The organism is Enterobacter sp. 200527-13, assembly GCF_027924865.1.
Lineage (GTDB): Bacteria > Pseudomonadota > Gammaproteobacteria > Enterobacterales > Enterobacteriaceae > Enterobacter > Enterobacter ludwigii.
This window is the reverse complement of sequence record NZ_BSCM01000002.1, coordinates 413315-431488: the sequence shown is the minus strand read 5'-3', so window position 1 is coordinate 431488 and position 18174 is coordinate 413315. Positions and strand designations below refer to the sequence as shown.

The following is an 18174-nucleotide window of genomic DNA, read 5'->3' as shown; positions in this document are numbered from 1 at the left end:
CTTTCTCTCGCTGCCAAAATAGCCACCTTGCTAAACACAGGGGGTGTCTGTGAGTTGCTGCAATCCTTTGAAGGATGGTGAATATGATCACCATTCGTGACGTCGCCCGTCAGGCGGGTGTTTCCGTGGCTACCGTCTCACGCGTGCTGAACAACAGCGCGCTGGTCAGCCCTGACACCCGCGAAACCGTAATGAAAGCCGTGACCCAGTTGGGTTATCGCCCTAATGCCAATGCGCAGGCGCTTGCCACGCAGGTCAGCGATACCATTGGCGTGGTGGTGATGGATGTCTCTGATGCCTTTTTCGGTGCGCTGGTTAAAGCGGTAGACGTTGTCGCTCAGCAGCATCAGAAATACGTGCTGATTGGCAACAGCTATCACGAGGCTGAAAAAGAGCGTCATGCGATTGAAGTGCTGATCCGCCAGCGTTGTAACGCACTGATTGTGCACTCAAAATCCTTAAGCGATGACGAGATTTCCGGGTTTATGGAGCAGATCCCCGGCATGGTGCTGATCAACCGTATTGTGCCAGGGTATGCCCACCGCTGCGTCGGGCTGGATAACGTCAGTGGGGCGATGATGGCCACCAAAATGCTCATCAACAACGGGCATCAGCGGATCGGTTTTCTGGCCTCCAGCCATCATATTGAAGATGATGAGCTGCGGCGCGAAGGCTGGCAAAACGCCCTTAAAGAACAGGGTATTACGCCGTCTGAAAGCTGGGTCGGAACCGGCACGCCGGATATGCAGGGCGGGGAGGCGGCGATGGTGGAGTTGCTGGGCCGTAATCTGCAGCTGTCTGCCGTGTTTGCCTATAACGATAACATGGCGGCCGGGGCGCTGACTGCGCTGAAGGATAACGGCATTGCGGTGCCACAGCATTTATCGTTGATTGGTTTTGATGATATTCCCATTGCCCGTTACACCGACCCGCAGCTGACCACCGTGCGTTACCCCATTGCCTCTATGGCCAAACTGGCCACTGAGCTGGCGTTACAGGGGGCAGCAGGGCTGCTGGATCCGGGCGCAACACACTGTTTCATGCCGACTTTAGTGCGTCGACATTCTGTCGCTGCCCGGCAAATTGTGGTTCCGATCACTAACTGATTACATCAGCGGATGTAACCGTTTTCAATCTGTGAGTAAATTCACAGTATCTTAACAAGGCGCTGACTATGATGTCAGCGTTTTAGGGGCTGAAACGCTATGTAACGGTGATTAATCACTTTCACCATAGCCAATGTGCCGCAAACAACGAATAAAACGCATTTCTGGAGCGTTACCGAACACGGAAGATAGAAATTTTATAAGTGAACTTCGGCTGTCAGTAACGTTTCATTAACACCTGCCTGCCGATCGTTATTCACAAGAACTACCCTGCATAAAAAAAACCGGAGATACCATGAATAAGAAGGTGTTGACCCTGTCTGCTGTAATGGCAAGCATGCTTTTTGGTGCAGCAGCGCACGCTGCGGATACCCGTATTGGTGTGACCATCTATAAATACGACGACAACTTCATGTCTGTTGTCCGTAAAGCTATCGAGAAAGATGCTAAAGCAGCGCCAGATGTTCAGCTGCTGATGAATGACTCCCAGAACGACCAGTCCAAACAGAACGACCAGATCGACGTTCTGCTGGCAAAAGGCGTGAAGGCACTGGCCATCAACCTGGTTGACCCAGCTGCGGCAGGCACGGTCATTGAAAAAGCGCGCGGCCAGAATGTGCCGATTGTCTTCTTCAACAAAGAACCTTCCCGTAAAGCGCTGGACAGCTATGACAAAGCGTTTTACGTCGGTACTGACTCCAAAGAGTCCGGCATTATTCAGGGCGATCTGATCGCTAAACACTGGGCGGCGAACCCGAACTGGGACCTGAACAAAGACGGCCAGATCCAGTTCGTGCTGCTGAAAGGCGAACCAGGCCATCCGGATGCTGAAGCCCGTACCACTTACGTTATCAAAGAGCTGAATGATAAGGGCCTGAAAACCCAGCAGCTGGCATTAGATACCGCGATGTGGGATACCGCTCAGGCGAAAGATAAGATGGACGCGTGGCTGTCCGGCCCGAACGCTAACAAAATCGAAGTGGTAATTGCCAACAACGATGCGATGGCTATGGGTGCGGTAGAAGCGCTGAAAGCGCACAACAAATCAGCCATTCCTGTGTTCGGTGTGGATGCACTGCCAGAAGCTCTGGCCCTGGTGAAATCCGGTGCAATGGCCGGTACCGTGCTGAACGATGCCAACAACCAGGCGAAAGCAACCTTCGATCTGGCGAAAAACCTGGCCGATGGCAAAGGTGCGGCAGACGGTACGACCTGGAAAATTGAAAACAAAATCGTTCGCGTACCTTACGTTGGCGTAGACCAGTCCAACCTGGCTGAGTTTATCGGTAAATAAGTTATTTGAATTGTCTTCACTGGGCGCAACTTGTTGCGCCCTTTTATAACGCGATATGCGAGGCCAACAAGGTATAATTATGGTCAGCACAAATACTCAGTCATCTGGTGAATACTTGTTGGAAATGAGCGCCATCAACAAGTCATTTCCCGGGGTTAAGGCACTCGATAATGTTAATTTAAAAGTTCGTCCTCACTCTATTCACGCATTAATGGGTGAGAACGGCGCAGGTAAATCAACATTATTAAAATGTCTTTTTGGGATCTATCAAAAAGATTCTGGCAGCATTCTTTTTCAGGGGAAAGAGATCGATTTCCATTCAGCAAAAGAAGCACTGGAAAACGGTATCTCAATGGTTCACCAGGAATTAAACCTGGTGCTGCAGCGTTCTGTTATGGATAACATGTGGTTGGGCCGTTATCCGACCAAAGGTGTCTTTGTCGATCAGGATAAAATGTATCGAGACACCAAAGCGATTTTCGATGAACTGGATATTGATATCGATCCGCGCGCCCGCGTGGGAACGTTATCCGTATCCCAAATGCAGATGATCGAAATTGCCAAAGCGTTCTCCTATGATGCGAAAATCGTCATCATGGACGAACCGACATCGTCATTAACGGAAAAAGAGGTTAACCACCTTTTTACCATTATTCGTAAGCTCAAAGACCGCGGCTGCGGCATTGTTTATATCTCTCACAAAATGGAAGAGATCTTCCAGCTCTGTGATGAGATTACCATCCTGCGCGATGGCCAGTGGATTGCCACCCAGCCTCTCGAAGGGCTGGATATGGACAAGATCATCGCCATGATGGTGGGGCGCTCTCTGAACCAGCGCTTCCCGGACAAAGAGAACAAGCCGGGTGAAGTGATCCTTGAGGTTCGCAATCTCACCTCGCTGCGCCAGCCGTCTATTCGCGACGTCTCTTTTGACCTGCATAAGGGCGAAATTCTCGGTATCGCAGGTCTGGTTGGGGCAAAACGTACTGATATTGTCGAAACCCTGTTCGGTATTCGTGAGAAAGCCGCGGGCACCATCACGCTGCACGGTAAGAAAATCAATAACCACAGCGCTAACGAAGCCATTAATAATGGTTTTGCGCTGGTCACGGAAGAGCGTCGTTCGACCGGTATTTATGCGTATCTGGATATTAACTTTAACTCGTTAATTTCCAATATTCGCAACTATAAAAACAAAGTCGGGCTGCTGGATAACTCCCGCATGAAGAGCGATACCCAGTGGGTGATTGACTCCATGCGCGTCAAAACGCCAGGTCACCGCACGCAAATTGGTTCGCTGTCAGGCGGTAACCAGCAGAAGGTCATTATTGGCCGTTGGTTATTAACCCAGCCAGAAATCCTGATGCTGGATGAACCGACCCGCGGTATTGACGTCGGCGCGAAGTTTGAGATTTATCAGCTGATTGCCGAGCTGGCGAAAAAGAATAAAGGGATCATTATTATTTCTTCCGAAATGCCGGAATTGTTAGGGATCACAGATCGTATTCTGGTTATGAGCAATGGTCTCGTTGCCGGTATTGTTGACACCAAAACGACAACGCAAAACGAAATTTTGCGTCTTGCGTCTTTGCACCTTTAAGATCAGGGGCTCCTCATGAGTGCGTTAAATAAAAAAAGTTTTCTCACTTACCTGAAAGAAGGCGGTATTTACGTTGTTCTTTTAGTACTGCTGGCTATCATCATTTTCCAGGACCCTACGTTCTTAAGCCTGTTGAACCTCAGTAACATCCTGACCCAGTCCTCCGTGCGCATTATTATCGCGCTGGGCGTGGCGGGACTTATCGTGACGCAGGGGACTGACCTGTCAGCGGGACGTCAGGTTGGCCTCGCGGCGGTTATCGCGGCAACGCTGCTGCAGTCGATGGAAAACGCCAACAAGGTGTTCCCGGAAATGGCGACCATGCCCATTTTCGTGGTGATCCTGATTGTCTGTGCGATCGGCGCAGTGATTGGTCTGATTAACGGCATCATTATCGCTTACCTGAACGTGACGCCATTTATCACCACCTTAGGTACGATGATCATCGTTTACGGTATCAACTCCCTGTACTACGACTTCGTGGGGGCGTCGCCAATCTCTGGCTTCGACAGCGGGTTCTCGACCTTTACGCAAGGGTTTATCGCGCTGGGCAGTTTCCGCCTGTCGTACATTACCTTCTACGCCCTGATTGCCGTCGCTTTTGTCTGGATCCTGTGGAACAAAACCCGCTTCGGTAAAAACATCTTCGCTATCGGCGGTAACCCGGAAGCGGCGAAAGTGTCCGGCGTCAACGTTGCCCTGAACCTGCTGATGATCTATGCCCTGTCAGGTGTGTTCTACGCCTTTGGTGGGATGCTGGAAGCGGGCCGTATCGGCTCTGCAACGAACAACCTGGGCTTCATGTACGAACTGGATGCGATCGCAGCCTGTGTGGTCGGCGGCGTCTCCTTTAGCGGCGGCGTGGGTACCGTGTTCGGCGTGGTAACCGGTGTCATCATCTTTACCGTAATCAACTACGGTCTGACCTACATCGGTGTGAACCCGTACTGGCAGTACATCATCAAAGGCGGCATCATCATCTTTGCGGTCGCCCTGGATTCACTCAAATACGCGCGTAAAAAATAATCGCCTCTGGCATTACCTGGCCCGCTCATCGAGCGGGCTTTTTTGTGCTTCACGCCAGACTCGACTCCTCCCGGGTGACAATGCTCTCGAACCAGTCGAGCTCAGAGAGCTTGCAGGCAACCCACTGTTGAGAAAAAGCCTCTCCCAGGCTGCCGGTGAGATACTGACAGCGTGCAAATGTCTCAATCGCCTCCTGCTGAAACAGCGGCAGATCCGGCCCGTCCTGCTGAGGTTCAGGTAAATCCTGCTCGTCAAAATTTTCCAGCCCGTACAGCATTCCGCTCAGAAGCGTTGCCGCCACCAGATACGGGTTAGCATCAGCCCCGGCCAGCCGGTACTCAATACGCCGGTTATGGTCATCGGAGCAGGGAATACGCAGCGCGGCGGAGCGGGTGTTATAGCCCCAGGAGTTAAATAGCGGTTCCGTGAGGTTTTTACGCAGGCGGCGGAATGCGTTAACGCCAGGGGCGAGAATGGCGATAGAGGCGGGCATCAGCGCCAGCTGGCCAGCGATGCAGAGGCGCATCATGCTGTTCAGCGCTTCCACCGGAGACGCGAATACGTTTTCGCCATGAATATCGTTCAGGCTGAAATGGAAGTGCAAACCGCTGCCGGACTGCTGGCTGAACGGTTTGGCCATAAAGTTGGCCTGCAGACCCTGTTTCTCCGCAACGTAGCGGGTCAGGCGTCGCAGGGCCAGCACATTATCGCAGACTTCAACGACGCGATGGCTATGCTTCAGGTTTAACTCGAACTGGCCAGATTCGGCCTCGGCCACGATCCCGGTCAGGGGGATACGCTGCAGGTGCGCCAGCTGCTCCAGCTCGTCAAACAGCGCCGCGTGTGCCGTTGAGGTATCCATATGAAAGCAGCCCTGATTTTGTGGATCCTGCGTGCCGCGTCCGGTCAGATAAAACTCAATTTCCGGGGCAATCACCGGGAAGAGCCCGTGCTGATGGAAACGAGCCAGAACGTTTTGCAATATCACCCTTGGCTCAAGCGGGCACGGTTTGCCGTCGCTCTCTTTCATGGTCAGCAGGATCTGCGCGTTATGCTGAGGGTCTTGCGAACAGGGGCGCAGGGAACCGCCGACGGGAACGCAGAGCCGGTCGGGCTCATCATCAAGCGGGGCGGCTATTTTGCCTTTATGGTCCATGGAGTAGACGGAGAGGGGGAAGTAACAGCCTTTTTCCAGATTTAGCATGCTTTCCACCGAGAGCCGCTTGCCGCGCATAATGCCATTGATATCGTTCAGGTAAACGTCAATATGTTTTGTCTGCGGGTAACGTTCCAGGTAATCCGCCACTTCCAGCGAGACGTTGTGCTGCATGGCATCAATTTTGTCATCAAGCCAGAGGCCAGCGTTGAGCGCCGTCGGGAGTGATAAACCCGGGAAGTTAAAATAGGGGCGGATATTTTTCAGGAAAAACGCATTCATTATTGAGTTCATAGTCATTCTTCAATGAAGCCGTAGCGGCAGTGAACTCAGCTTAAAAGGGGCGGCGTAAAGGCGGGATAAAAAGCGTTACGTCCGGTATAAAGAAAGTATAAAGGCCGAGGCTATTTTTTCTCTTTTTTCTGCATATCAAGCAGTTGTTCTGGCGTGACGGCCGGGTAGCCCTGCGCATCTTCCGGCACTTCATGCATTGCCGGAATGGGTACCAGCGGACCTAAAAAGCGCGGTTCACGTTTGAAGATGTACAGATCGGCCAGAGCGCCAAAACGCGCGCCAAACTCACGTACGCGGACGCTCAGCATATCTTTAGGCGACGGCACGGCGTAGCACTGCGCCTGAATACCCATATGCAGTGCGATAAACAGCGCGCGTTCGCAGTGGAAGCGTTGGGTGATGATGATGAAATCGTTGGTATCGAACACCTTGCGCGTACGCACGATGGAATCCAGAGTACGGAAACCCGCGTAGTCGAGCACGATATCGGCCGGATCGACGCCAGCGGCAATCAGGTCTTTGCGCATGGTGACCGGTTCGTTATAGCTTTGCAGCGCATTATCGCCGCTCAGCAGCAGGTAATTCACTTTGCCGCTGTTATACGCGTTCAGCGCGCCCTGAATGCGGTAACGATAATACTGATTAATTACCCCGGTGCGGTAATACTTGGCGGTACCCAGCACAACGCCGACCTGACGATAGGGCAGGTCCTGCAGGTCGTCAAAGATATACGGAGCCGTTTTCCAGCTCATCCAGCGATCAAGACCCAGCACGATCAACAGCAGTATGCCGACCAGGACAGACAGGCTGTAAAAAGCGCGCTTTAACATGCAGATGGCTCGTACCGAAGGTGAAATTTAACTCAGGCTACTTTACCCGCCTGGTTAGCGCAAGAAACAGCGAATCAACTGAGGGGTTTTTCAGCAAAGCGGCGGGCATTTCTGCCCGCCGGAGGCATTACGCAAGCAAAACACGGTCAATAGTTGAGCAGCCGAGCGCTTTCAGCGTTGCGGCGGTGGCATCCCACTGGATCAACGGCGCGTCGGCTTTCTCTGCCAGAATAGCGCGCTGAATGTCCGGGTAGTCATAGCCATTGAGGCTCAGCAAATTCAGGGCGCCCTGAAGCGGTGGCAGCGTCGGGTTAAAGGCGGCGTTTTCGGCATAGCTTCCGGTGAAGATGCGACCATCACGACACTGCAGCGCCACACCGCTTGGGGAGTGACTGTATGGCGTGTGGCTCTTGTTCGCCGCACGAATCGCGGCTTCGCTCAGCGCATCGCCGGAAAGGGCAAAACCGTGATCCTGTTCATCCATCAGCAGCGTTTTGATGTCGAGATCTTTCGGACCAAACGCGTCAGGCAGGTAATCCCCGAGGGTATGTGGCGCACGGCCTGGCAGATTGATGCGTAACTCCAGCCCGCTGTTCAGCTCGTTCATGAACTGGCGGCAGTGGCCGCAAGGGGTGTAGTTAACGGTAATGGCGCTCAGCGCTTGTTCACCGCGCAGCCAGGCGTGGCTGATGGCGCTTTGTTCCGCGTGAACGGTCTGCTGCATGGTCGCGCCGAGGAACTCCATGTTGCCACCGAAGTACCAGGTTCCACTTACGCCGCGTGCAATCGCACCGACGTTGAAATGAGAGAGATCGGCGCGGGCGCAGGCCGCCGCCAGCGGCAGCAGCGCGAAGGCCAGCGCGTCGTCGTCCAACCCTGTGGCTTTTTTCAGTGCCGTGACGTGTTCAGCCGTCAGCAGGGCCGGGAAATGCTCATCCGCCAGAATCGGGGCCAGAGCTGATTGCACATTCTCTGCAAGCTGGGCGAAAGCAGCTTGAAAACGTGGATGCATGGCGTTTGCCTCATAAAGGTTAATGGATCGGTAGTTTACGGAGCCGCTGGGGCTTTATATGTGATCCACTTCTCATTATGTATGCAAATTATGAAAACAAAATGAAATTTGCGCGACGCATCGCAAATTTTAACCCATGACCGCCACAATCAGCGGGAAAATAAACGGTGCGAGCAGGGAGGTGATAATCCCGCAGATCACCAGTGCGAGTGAGCTAAACGCCCCTTCCTGATAATCCAGTTCAGCGCAGCGCGCGGTGCCCAGGGCGTGCGACGCGGTACCCATCGCCAGACCTCGTGCCGCTTTGGTATGGATACGCATCGCATTCAGCAGGGTATGTCCAAAGACCGCGCCGAGGATCCCCACGAATATCACACACATGGCGCTGATGGCCGGAATCCCCCCCAGGCTGCCGCCCACGGCCATCGCGATAGGCGTGGTGACCGACTTAGGCAGAATAGAGGCCGCAATTTGCGGAGACGCGCCCATCAACAGCGCCACCGAGGTGCCGGTGATCATCGCCACCAGGCTCCCGACAAAACAGATGGTAATGATGGATTTCCAGCGGGCGCGGATCTGGTGCAATTGCTCATATAAAGGAAAGGCCAGCGCCACCACGGCGGGCTGCAGAAGGTCATTCAAAATTTTGCTGCCGGCAAAGTAGCGTTCATAAGGAATGCCGGTGAGAAGCAGGAACGGGATAATCACCACCATCGCCACTAGCAGCGGATTAAGTAACGGCATTTTGAAACGTGCGGCGAGTTTGCGTGCGGCGAAGAACACTGCCAGCGTTAACGGCAGCGACCACCAGATATTGGCCATCATTGTTTTGTTCCTTTCTGCCCAACCACTTTACGTTCGCCATGCACCAGATGCGAACTCCAGCTTACTACCAGGAAAACCACCAGCGTACTGACCGCGCAGGAGACCACAATGGGTCCGAACTGCGCCTGGAGCAAATCAAAATACTGCATAACCCCGACGCCGATAGGCACGAACAGCAGCGCCATATAGCGAATAAGGACAAAGCAGCCAGGGTTAACCCATCTGGCAGGCAAAATTTGCAACGCCAGCAAAACAAAGAGGATCAACATTCCAATGATGCTGCCGGGAATGGTGATGGGAAGCAGGGATGCGATAAAGATTCCGGCATACAGGCAGGCGTAAATCAGGACGAATGCGCGAAGATATTGCCAGATAATGTTCAATGATTTTCTCATGGTGAAAGTCCTTGATGAAACGCATTCATCATACAATTAAACCTAAAAATGTGCCACGGATCACATCATGAATTTTGAGCATACCAGACATTCCGAAATGGAACGTCTGGTATAACCTCACCGGGTTAACCGCCGGGCTTTCCTCATGCCGGGAGAGCGGCTACTATAGCGCGTCTTTTTTCACAGGTACTGCTATGCGTGTTTTACTGGCCCCAATGGAAGGCGTGCTCGACTCCCTCGTGCGCGAGCTTCTGACCGAGGTGAACGACTACGATCTCTGCGTGACGGAGTTTTTGCGCGTGGTCGATATGTTGTTGCCAGTAAAATCATTCTATCGCCTTTGCCCGGAACTGCATCATCAGAGCCGCACCTCTTCCGGCACGCTGGTGCGCATTCAGCTATTGGGTCAGTATCCCGAATGGCTGGCGGAGAACGCGGCTCGTGCCGTAGAGCTTGGTTCCTTCGGGGTTGACCTCAACTGCGGTTGCCCATCAAAACTGGTGAATGGCAGCGGTGGCGGTGCCACTTTGCTGAAAGATCCGGAGCTGATTTACCGTGGCGCAAAAGCCATGCGTGAGGCTGTACCGTCGCATCTGCCGGTGACGGTAAAGGTGCGTCTGGGATGGGACAGCGACGCGCGGCAATTTGAGATTGCCGATGCCGTGCAGCAGGCCGGGGCCACTGAGCTGGTGGTGCATGGCCGCACCAAAGAAGATGGCTATAAAGCCGAACGTATTAACTGGCAGGCGATTGGCGAGATCCGCAAAAGACTCACTATTCCCGTTATTGCCAACGGGGAAATCTGGGATTACGAAAGCGCGCAGGCGTGCCTGAAAGAGAGTGGCTGCGATGCGGTGATGATTGGCCGCGGCGCGCTTAACGTACCAAACCTCAGCCGGGTGATTAAATATAACGAACCACGTATGCCGTGGGCCGATGTGGTCACGCTGCTGCAAAAATACAGCCGCCTCGAAAAACAGGGTGATACCGGGTTATATCACGTCGCGCGAATTAAGCAGTGGCTCAGTTATTTACGCAAAGAGTACAGTGAAGCGCTGGAGTTATTTCAGGAGATCCGCACGCTGCAGACTTCCGCTGATATTGCACGGGTGATTCAGTCCAGGTAACGGAATGTGCCCGGCGCTGAGCCGGGCAATGAAATCAGAAAATCATCTTGAATACACCGGTTACCACCAGCAGCCCTATCAGAAATATAATTAAAATAACCCACAGTAATATTTTCATTTGCTTCTCCTGCGTCTGTTTGTCGAAAGTAAGTGTAGCAGTGAATTTATAATGAAGATGAATTCACTCATTTAATTCATTCTTATGATGAATAATTTTCTGAGTATAAAAATGTATGACAAATTGCGGGTTGCCACGCGTTACTAAAAAAAAGAGCGACGTCTGGCGTAAGTTGCGCCTTTATTTTTCGCGTGAATGGCGTAATGAAACCTTTATCTCTGAGTATTCCCCTGGTTTTTATTCTGGTGGCCTGCGCGCCGGAACATGCCTCGGTTTCCCCTGTAAATATGCAATCAACAACGGCTGCGGTGAATACTACGCTGAGCCATACCGCGTGGCCGAAAGATGCATGGTGGAAAACGTATAACGATCCTGAACTCAATTCGCTGATTGCGAAGGCGCTGAACGATGCGCCGGATATGCAAATTGCCCGTCAGCGCATCACGCTGGCGGAAGCGCAGGCAAAAGCCACCCTGGCCGCCGGAGGGCCGGAAATTGATTTCTCAGCGGATGCTGAACGGCAAAAAATGTCGGCCGAGGGGCTGATGGGGCCCTTTGCGATAACCGATCCGGCGGCGGGAACCACCGGGCCGTGGTACACCAACGGTACTTTTGGTCTGAGCGCGGGCTGGGATCTCGATTTGTGGGGGAAAAATCGTGCACGGGTTGAAGCCCGAATTGGCCGGGTAAACGCGCAAAAAGCGGAGCTTGAGCAAACCCGGCAACTGCTTGCCAGCAGCGTCGCACGTCTTTACTGGGCGTGGCAAACCCAGGCCGCGGTGGGGGATGTCCTCACGGAGATTAAACACCAGCAGGACACGATTATTGCAGCCGACCGCGAACTGTATCAGCATGGGATCACCTCTTCCGTTGAGGGCGTCGAGACCGACATCAACGCCAGCAAAACTGACGAGCAGCTGGCAGAAGTGAACGGAAAAATGAAAGCCGTTGAGGCGCGTCTGAGCGCCCTGACGAACACCTCCTCAGTGACGCTTACACGCCACGCCTTACCCACAGTAGAAGCCTCGCTCCCGGCTACGCTGGGGTATGAATTGCTGGCACGTCGACCGGATTTGCAGGAGGCTCGCTGGTATATCGAGGCCTCCATGAGTGACGTTGAGGCCGCCAGAGCAGCCTTCTATCCCGATGTGAATCTGATGGCTTTCTTACAGCAGGATGCCCTGCACCTGAGCGATTTGTTCCGCTCTTCTGCGCAGCAGATGGGCGTCACCGCCGGGCTGACGCTGCCCATTTTCGACAGCGGCAGGCTAAACGCCGAGCTGGATATTGCCCAGGCGCAGAACAATCTCTCCGTCGCGCGTTATAACAAAGCGGTGGTGGATGCGGTGAATCAGGTGGCGCGCACGGCCAGCGAAGTCGAAACACTGACCGCCAAAAACCAGCACCAGCAGCGTGTCGAAAAAGAGGCTGCACGCGTTGTTGCACTGGCTCAGGCCCGCTTTCGCGCCGGCATTATCGCCGGCTCCCGCGTGAGTGAGGCCAGAATACCGGCCCTCAGGGAGCAGCTCACCGGGGTGATGCTCAAAGGCCAGTACGTTGACGCCACGCTGCAGCTGACCTCGGCGCTGGGGGGCGGCTATCATCAGGGCTAAAAAGCGCGATTATCTATACTTACCTCTTTGCAGCTTTTCTGGAGGTGAGTATGACCAAAGTCGCGATTGTTACCGCATCGGATTCCGGGATTGGGAAAACCACGGCCCTGATGCTGGCTGAACGAGGGTTTGATATCGGCGTCACCTGGCATTCTGACGAAAAAGGTGCGCTGGAAACCTGCCGCGAAGTCGAGGCGAAGGGGCGGCGTGCAGAGGCGGTTCAGCTTGATTTAAGCACTCTCCCGCAGGGGGCGCAGGCCATTGAAACGTTAATTACGCGCTTTGGTCGGCTGGACGTGCTGGTCAACAATGCCGGGGCGATGACCAAAGCGCCGTTTCTCGACATGCCGTTTGAGGAGTGGCGGGGGATTTTTACCGTTGACGTGGATGGCGCGTTTCTCTGTTCACAGATCGCTGCGCGTCAGATGGTGAAGCAGGGAGAAGGGGGGCGAATTGTGAACATTACCTCGGTGCATGAACACACGCCTTTACCGGATGCCAGTGCGTACACGGCGGCCAAGCATGCCCTGGGCGGATTAACCAAATCCATGGCGCTGGAGCTGGTCGAGCATAACATCCTGGTGAACGCCGTTGCGCCAGGTGCCATTGCCACGCCAATGAATGATATGGACGACAGTGAAGTGAAGCCCGGTTCGATGCCCGCGATCCCGCTCGCGCGGCCGGGGCATACCAAAGAGATTGCCAGCCTGGTGGCGTGGCTATGTGACGGTGACGCCAGCTATGCTACCGGGCAATCATTTATTGTCGACGGCGGTTTTATGCTGGCGAATCCACAATTTAAGCCCGCCGGGTAGAAACTTTTCGCCCTCTCTTTGTGCGAGAGGGCGCCATTGCACTTACTCTTCATCCCGCGTCTTTTCCCGATGCTTCAGCCACAGCCGGACCGCAATCACCACCACGACAATCAGGATAACCCATGCCCAGTGCTTCAGATGCTGGTCAACATTATGCAGCCACGGACCAATCACTTCTCCACCCACATAACCGAGCGTGGTAAAGATCAGGGCCCAGGCAATCGCGCCAAGAATGTTCAGCGGCAGGAAAATTTTCGGCGGTAAATGGCTGGCACCAATCAGTATCGGGCCGATAATCCGAAAGCCGTACATAAAACGGGTGCCAATCACGAACAGGTAAGGGTGACGCTGGATAAGCCGTTGGGCGCGGTGAATTTTCTTGCGGTGCTTTGAAAAGCGCTTCAAAAGCGTGGGGCCAAAGCGCAGTCCCAGAAAGTAGAGCAGCTGATCGCCAATCATCCCGCCGAGTGCGACTGCGGCAACAACAAGTGGGAATTTGAGTAACCCCTGATGCGCGGCCACCCCGCCGAGCAGCGTGATGGTTTCTCCTTCCGCCACGCTGCCAACGACCAGTGCAGCGTATCCATATTGTTCAATAAGACTGTTGATATCCATTACGTCAATGTCATCTCCCTTATTATGCCTCGGTTAATCATATACCCCATGAATCAATAACGGGGCAATCAACGGAAATTTCCCACTGTACATAAAATAATCTCAGGCCTGCATTATACTTAAGATATTGCTGACGGGCCGACAACAAGGGGGCGTTATGAACCATGTCTGGGGACTTTTCTCCCATCCCGATCGTGAAATGCATGTCATCAAAACGGAGAACGAAACGGTCTCGCATCATTACACGCATCATGTGCTGCTGATGGCAGCGGTGCCTGTAATCTGCGCGTTTATTGGCACAACACAAATCGGCTGGAACTTTGGTGATGGCACCGTGGTTCAGCTTTCCTGGTTTACCGGTCTTTCACTGGCCATTCTCTTTTATGGCCTGATGCTGGCGGGTGTGGCTGTCATGGGGCGTGTCATTCACTGGATGGCGCGTAACTATCCGCAACGTCCATCGCTGGCACACTGTATGGTCTTCGCCGGGTATGTCGCGACCCCGCTGTTTTTAAGCGGTATTGTGGCGCTGTATCCACTGGTCTGGTTGTGCGCGCTGATCGGTACTATTGCCCTCTTTTACACCGGTTATCTGCTGTATCTGGGGGTACCAACCTTCCTCAATATCAATAAAGAAGAGGGCCTGAGCTTCTCCAGTTCAACGCTCGCCATCGGCGTGCTGGTGCTGGAAGCGCTACTGGCTCTGACGGTTATTCTGTGGGGTTATGGATACCGTCTCTTCTAGGCTCACTGCATTGCTGGCGTAAATGCCAGCAATGCAGCATCTGTTCACGATTATCCTCTGGCGACAAAGCCCGGTGACCGCTATGATGCCGAAGCCAGCCTTCGTTTCTCCATCGACACAGGCGGTGTACGTCATAACGTGCGTGAATAATTATCAGAAGTCTCACCATGCTGAAATTCCGAGTCTCTTTACTTAGCCTGGCCCTGTTGCTGGGAGCGTCCGCTGCCGCGCCAGCGATCGCCAAAACGCCCGCCGTGACCACCGCTGCTGCCCAGCCGCAAATCGCTTCCGGCAGTGCGATGATTGTTGATCTCAACACCAATAAGGTGATTTACGCCAGCCATCCGGATCTGGTACGCCCGATCGCCTCGATTACCAAATTAATGACCGCGATGGTGGTGCTTGATGCACATCTGCCGCTGGACGAAAAACTGAAAGTGGATATCAGCCATACGCCGGAGATGAAAGGGATCTACTCCCGCGTGCGACTGAACAGCGAAATCAGCCGTAAAAATATGCTGCTGCTGGCGCTGATGTCTTCTGAAAACCGCGCAGCGGCGAGCCTGGCCCACCACTATCCGGGTGGCTACGACGCATTTATTCGTGCGATGAACGCAAAAGCCAAATCGCTGGGGATGACCAATACCCGTTACGTCGAGCCGACTGGCCTGTCGATTCACAACGTCTCCACGGCCCGCGACCTGACAAAACTGCTGATTGCCAGCAAACAGTACCCGCTGATTGGTCAGCTCAGTACGACCCGTGAAGAGATGGCGACCTTTGCGAACCCGGCCTATTCGCTGCCGTTCCGTAATACTAACCATCTGGTGTACCGGGATAACTGGAATATTCAGTTAACGAAAACCGGGTTTACTAACGCGGCGGGACACTGCCTGGTGATGCGTACCGTATTCAACGGTAAACCGGTGGCGCTGGTGGTGATGGATGCCTTTGGTAAATACACCCACTTCGCGGATGCAAGCCGACTGCGTACCTGGATTGAGACGGGGAAAGTGCAGCCGGTACCGGCCGCGGCGTTGACCTACAAAAAGCAGAAAGCAGAGCAGATGGCAACCGCCCAGAACGACTGAGCCGGATTGCTGATGACTGTGTTTTCGCCCTCTCCCGCGGGAGAGGGCAACAGGCCTCGCTGCGCCTTACTCCGGCAGCGTCCAGTCTCCGTCATTGAGTGAGCGCTGCATGATCACCGTATCCCGCCAGTCACCTTTCTTATACCCGACGCTGCGTAACTGACCGACGATTTCGAAGCCGTATTTCTTATGCAACCGTAACGAGCCGGCATTGTTGTTGCCATCCCCCACAACGGCAATCATCTGCCGCCACGGTCCTTGCTCGCAGCGGGCGATCAGCGCATCCATCAGGACGGAGCCAAAACCACGACCGGTAGTACTCGCATCCACGTAAATCGACTCTTCCAGAGTGTAGCGATAGGCATGGCGCGGACGGTAAGGCGTCGCGTAGCAGTAGCCTACGACGATGCCGCGATACAGCGCGACAAGCCACGGTAAGTCATTCTCGGCCACGCTTTTCATTCGCTGACGCATTTCATCAACGGTGGGGGGAACTTCTTCAAAGGATGCGCGCCCGTGAAGCACATGCCAGGCGTAGATAGCGGCGATAGCATGCACATCGTCGGGAAGGGCATCGCGCACTTCCACTTCGGTTTCGGATAAAATATCAACAGCCGACATGATGTGCCTGCTCCTCGTAACAGATGCCGGAGAAACGTTTCTCCGGCGACAGAACGCTACTCTAGTACGATTAAGGCGCGCTTAACAATCTCTCAAATTTGGCTGTGGGAATTAATCAGACGCTTGCGTCACGGGCTGCTCCGCGTCAGGACTCTCTTTCCAGTATTTATTCCGCGTTGTTTTACCAATGCCGGGGTTCATGCTGTTTGTGGGGTCATTCTCGCGATAAAACTGCTTAAGTGCGTCAGGAGCCTTATAAAGATGCCCCACGTTATGTTCCGCAGGATATTGTGCGCCTCGCGCGTGCAGCAGCGCGAGCATCTGCTCTTTCAGCGCGTGCGCATCCACCCCTTTCTTAACGATGTAATCCTGGTGGAAGACGTAGCACATAAAGTGGCCGTAATAGAGCTTGTGGACCAGCTTGCTGTCGATTTCCGGCGGCAGGTGTTCAAACCACTCGGTATCGTTGCGGCGAAGGGCGATATCCAGCGCCAGAATGTCTTCCACCTCGTCTGAATGCACCGCCTGATAACGAATGGCGGCACCCGCAGCGGCGAAACGGTGCAGGAAGGCTTTGCTGCCCTCTTTAGGGGTACAGGCAAAGAAATCGCCTTCGGCAGTTTTGAAGAATTCACTGAGCCAGGTTTGCGCTTCGGCAATTCCGTCCCCGGCCATTTTCAGCAGCAGGTGATGCTCGTACTTATCGCGCCAGGTTTTCATCCGCTCCGGCAGATGTGACGGGAAGACATTGCCCAGTTTCTGCATAAAGCGGTCGGTAAAGTGGGGTTTAAACAGCGGCACTTTTTCCAGCATCGCGTCGGTACGGCCCTTCATGGTGAAGAAGAACGGCATTTTATCGGTGCCGAGCTTGTCGATCATCAGGAACGTATCTTTGCCGTAGCGTTCCGCGATGTCGTAAATATCACGGTGCATGTACTCGCCCGCCACCGGCAGGTGAGCGAACTCGCCCAGAATATGACGACGGATCTCGGTCAGCACGTCCGGCTGATTGGTGCCGATGTAGAACACCTGCTGTTTTTTCTCGGCCGGGAAGGTGTCGAGGCGCACGGCAAAAACAGCCAGCTTGCCCGCACAGCCCGAAGATTCAAACAGGCGGTCAGGGTCGGCGTTGTAACGTGCCGGGGTATCCGCTTCGATATCCCGCACGCGGGTGATGTAATCGTGGTCGTGAGCATGACGACCGTCGTGCTGGACGTCTTCATCTTTCACCCGATCGTCGTCGAGCTTACTCAGGATCTGCTCCGGCGTAACGCCAAGATCAATGCCCAGATGGTTGACCAGGGTCAGCTTGCCATTTTCGTCGATACGGGCAAAAAGTGACATCTCGGTGTAAGCCGGGCCGCGCTGCACCAGCGAACCGCCGGAGTTATTGCAGATCCCGCCGATCACGGAGGCGCCAATACAGGATGAGCCAATGACCGAATGCGGTTCGCGTCCCAGCGGCTTAAGCGCTTTTTCAAGGGAGTAGAGCGTCGTGCCAGGGAACGCGAGCACCTGCTCGCCTTTATCCAGCAGATGCAGTTTGTCGAGACGCAGGGTGCTGATGATCACGATGTCACGATCGTAATCGTTGCCGTTCGGCGTTGAGCCTTCCGTCAGACCGGTGTTAGCCGCCTGCATGAGAATAATTTTGTCGGCGGCCACGCAGGCGCTCAGGACGCGCCAGAGTTCAAGCAGCGTGCCGGGAAATACCACCGCCAGCGCCTCGCCCTGACCGGAACGAAAGCCCTTACGGTAGCGGGCGGTTTTTGCCGGGTCGGTAAGCAGGTGAGAGGAGCCAACCAGGCGCGACAGTTCGTTAATAAACGTCGTGTTATCGTGAGTTCGAACAGAAGACATCTTCCACTCCTTGTGGTGGGGCAAATTTCTC

At 54.1% G+C, this 18174-nt stretch carries 17 protein-coding genes; 9 read left to right on the top strand and 8 right to left on the bottom strand.

Going from position 1 to position 18174, the window contains the following annotated elements; translation table 11 throughout:
• The first annotated feature begins 83 nt into the window (after positions 1-83).
• The 4 genes from galS (at position 84) to mglC (ending at position 5026) form a co-directional block, all read left to right on the top strand.
• Complete coding sequence (gene galS, locus QMG44_RS11270; RefSeq protein WP_063934491.1) at positions 84-1106, top strand: HTH-type transcriptional regulator GalS; 1023 nt, start codon at positions 84-86, stop codon at positions 1104-1106.
• A 295-nt stretch (positions 1107-1401) separates the two neighbouring features.
• The gene (gene mglB / locus QMG44_RS11265) at positions 1402-2400 is read left to right on the top strand and encodes a galactose/glucose ABC transporter substrate-binding protein MglB (protein WP_014170907.1); all 999 of its coding nucleotides are present in this window, start codon (positions 1402-1404) and stop codon (positions 2398-2400) included.
• 79 nt (positions 2401-2479) lie between these two features.
• A complete protein-coding gene (gene mglA / locus QMG44_RS11260; protein ID WP_020883197.1) occupies positions 2480-4000 on the top strand; it encodes a galactose/methyl galactoside ABC transporter ATP-binding protein MglA in 1521 nt (506 codons plus the stop codon).
• A gap of 15 nt (positions 4001-4015) precedes the next feature.
• The gene (mglC, locus tag QMG44_RS11255; RefSeq protein WP_014170905.1) at positions 4016-5026 is read left to right on the top strand and encodes a galactose/methyl galactoside ABC transporter permease MglC; all 1011 of its coding nucleotides are present in this window, start codon (positions 4016-4018) and stop codon (positions 5024-5026) included.
• Between the two features lie 49 nt (positions 5027-5075).
• On the opposite strand, the gene QMG44_RS11250 is transcribed toward mglC, so the two are convergent.
• The 5 genes from QMG44_RS11250 to QMG44_RS11230 form a co-directional block, all read right to left on the bottom strand.
• Positions 5076-6464, bottom strand: a complete 1389-nt coding sequence (locus tag QMG44_RS11250) for a glutamine synthetase family protein (RefSeq protein ID WP_086532287.1) — start codon at positions 6462-6464, stop codon at positions 5076-5078.
• A 122-nt stretch (positions 6465-6586) separates the two neighbouring features.
• Complete coding sequence (gene sanA, locus QMG44_RS11245) at positions 6587-7306, bottom strand: outer membrane permeability protein SanA (RefSeq protein ID WP_014170903.1); 720 nt, start codon at positions 7304-7306, stop codon at positions 6587-6589.
• A gap of 127 nt (positions 7307-7433) precedes the next feature.
• Positions 7434-8318, bottom strand: a complete 885-nt coding sequence (cdd, locus tag QMG44_RS11240; protein ID WP_044858476.1) for a cytidine deaminase — start codon at positions 8316-8318, stop codon at positions 7434-7436.
• A 129-nt stretch (positions 8319-8447) separates the two neighbouring features.
• The gene (locus tag QMG44_RS11235) at positions 8448-9143 is read right to left on the bottom strand and encodes a CidB/LrgB family autolysis modulator (RefSeq protein WP_014170901.1); all 696 of its coding nucleotides are present in this window, start codon (positions 9141-9143) and stop codon (positions 8448-8450) included.
• The gene (locus QMG44_RS11230; RefSeq protein WP_020883202.1) at positions 9140-9538 is read right to left on the bottom strand and encodes a CidA/LrgA family protein; all 399 of its coding nucleotides are present in this window, start codon (positions 9536-9538) and stop codon (positions 9140-9142) included. The genes QMG44_RS11235 and QMG44_RS11230 overlap by 4 nt, the downstream gene beginning before the upstream one ends.
• A 194-nt stretch (positions 9539-9732) precedes the next feature.
• On the opposite strand from QMG44_RS11230, the gene dusC reads away from it, so the two are divergent.
• The 3 genes from dusC (at position 9733) to QMG44_RS11215 (ending at position 13211) form a co-directional block, all read left to right on the top strand.
• A complete protein-coding gene (gene dusC / locus QMG44_RS11225) occupies positions 9733-10665 on the top strand; it encodes a tRNA dihydrouridine(16) synthase DusC (protein ID WP_086532288.1) in 933 nt (310 codons plus the stop codon).
• A 321-nt stretch (positions 10666-10986) separates the two neighbouring features.
• Positions 10987-12396 carry a multidrug resistance outer membrane protein MdtQ gene (mdtQ, locus tag QMG44_RS11220; protein ID WP_079231860.1) on the top strand — a complete coding sequence of 470 codons (1410 nt, stop codon included), beginning with the start codon at positions 10987-10989 and terminating at the stop codon, positions 12394-12396.
• 50 nt (positions 12397-12446) lie between these two features.
• The gene (locus tag QMG44_RS11215; protein WP_086532289.1) at positions 12447-13211 is read left to right on the top strand and encodes an SDR family oxidoreductase; all 765 of its coding nucleotides are present in this window, start codon (positions 12447-12449) and stop codon (positions 13209-13211) included.
• Positions 13212-13253: 42 nt separating this feature from the next.
• Here the strand turns inward: QMG44_RS11215 and QMG44_RS11210 are convergent, their stop codons facing one another.
• Positions 13254-13826, bottom strand: coding sequence for a DedA family protein (locus tag QMG44_RS11210; RefSeq protein WP_032678567.1), 573 nt, complete (start codon positions 13824-13826; stop codon positions 13254-13256).
• 157 nt (positions 13827-13983) lie between these two features.
• On the opposite strand from QMG44_RS11210, the gene QMG44_RS11205 reads away from it, so the two are divergent.
• Positions 13984-14571, top strand: a complete 588-nt coding sequence (locus QMG44_RS11205) for a Yip1 family protein (protein ID WP_014170891.1) — start codon at positions 13984-13986, stop codon at positions 14569-14571.
• Between the two features lie 167 nt (positions 14572-14738).
• Positions 14739-15662, top strand: a complete 924-nt coding sequence (gene pbpG / locus QMG44_RS11200; RefSeq protein WP_014170890.1) for a D-alanyl-D-alanine endopeptidase — start codon at positions 14739-14741, stop codon at positions 15660-15662.
• A gap of 66 nt (positions 15663-15728) precedes the next feature.
• On the opposite strand, the gene QMG44_RS11195 is transcribed toward pbpG, so the two are convergent.
• Entirely contained in the window at positions 15729-16283 is a 555-nt protein-coding gene (locus tag QMG44_RS11195) for a GNAT family N-acetyltransferase (protein WP_086532290.1), read from the bottom strand.
• A 111-nt stretch (positions 16284-16394) separates the two neighbouring features.
• Positions 16395-18143, bottom strand: a complete 1749-nt coding sequence (gene dld / locus QMG44_RS11190; RefSeq protein ID WP_086532291.1) for a D-lactate dehydrogenase — start codon at positions 18141-18143, stop codon at positions 16395-16397.
• Positions 18144-18174 lie beyond the last annotated feature (31 nt).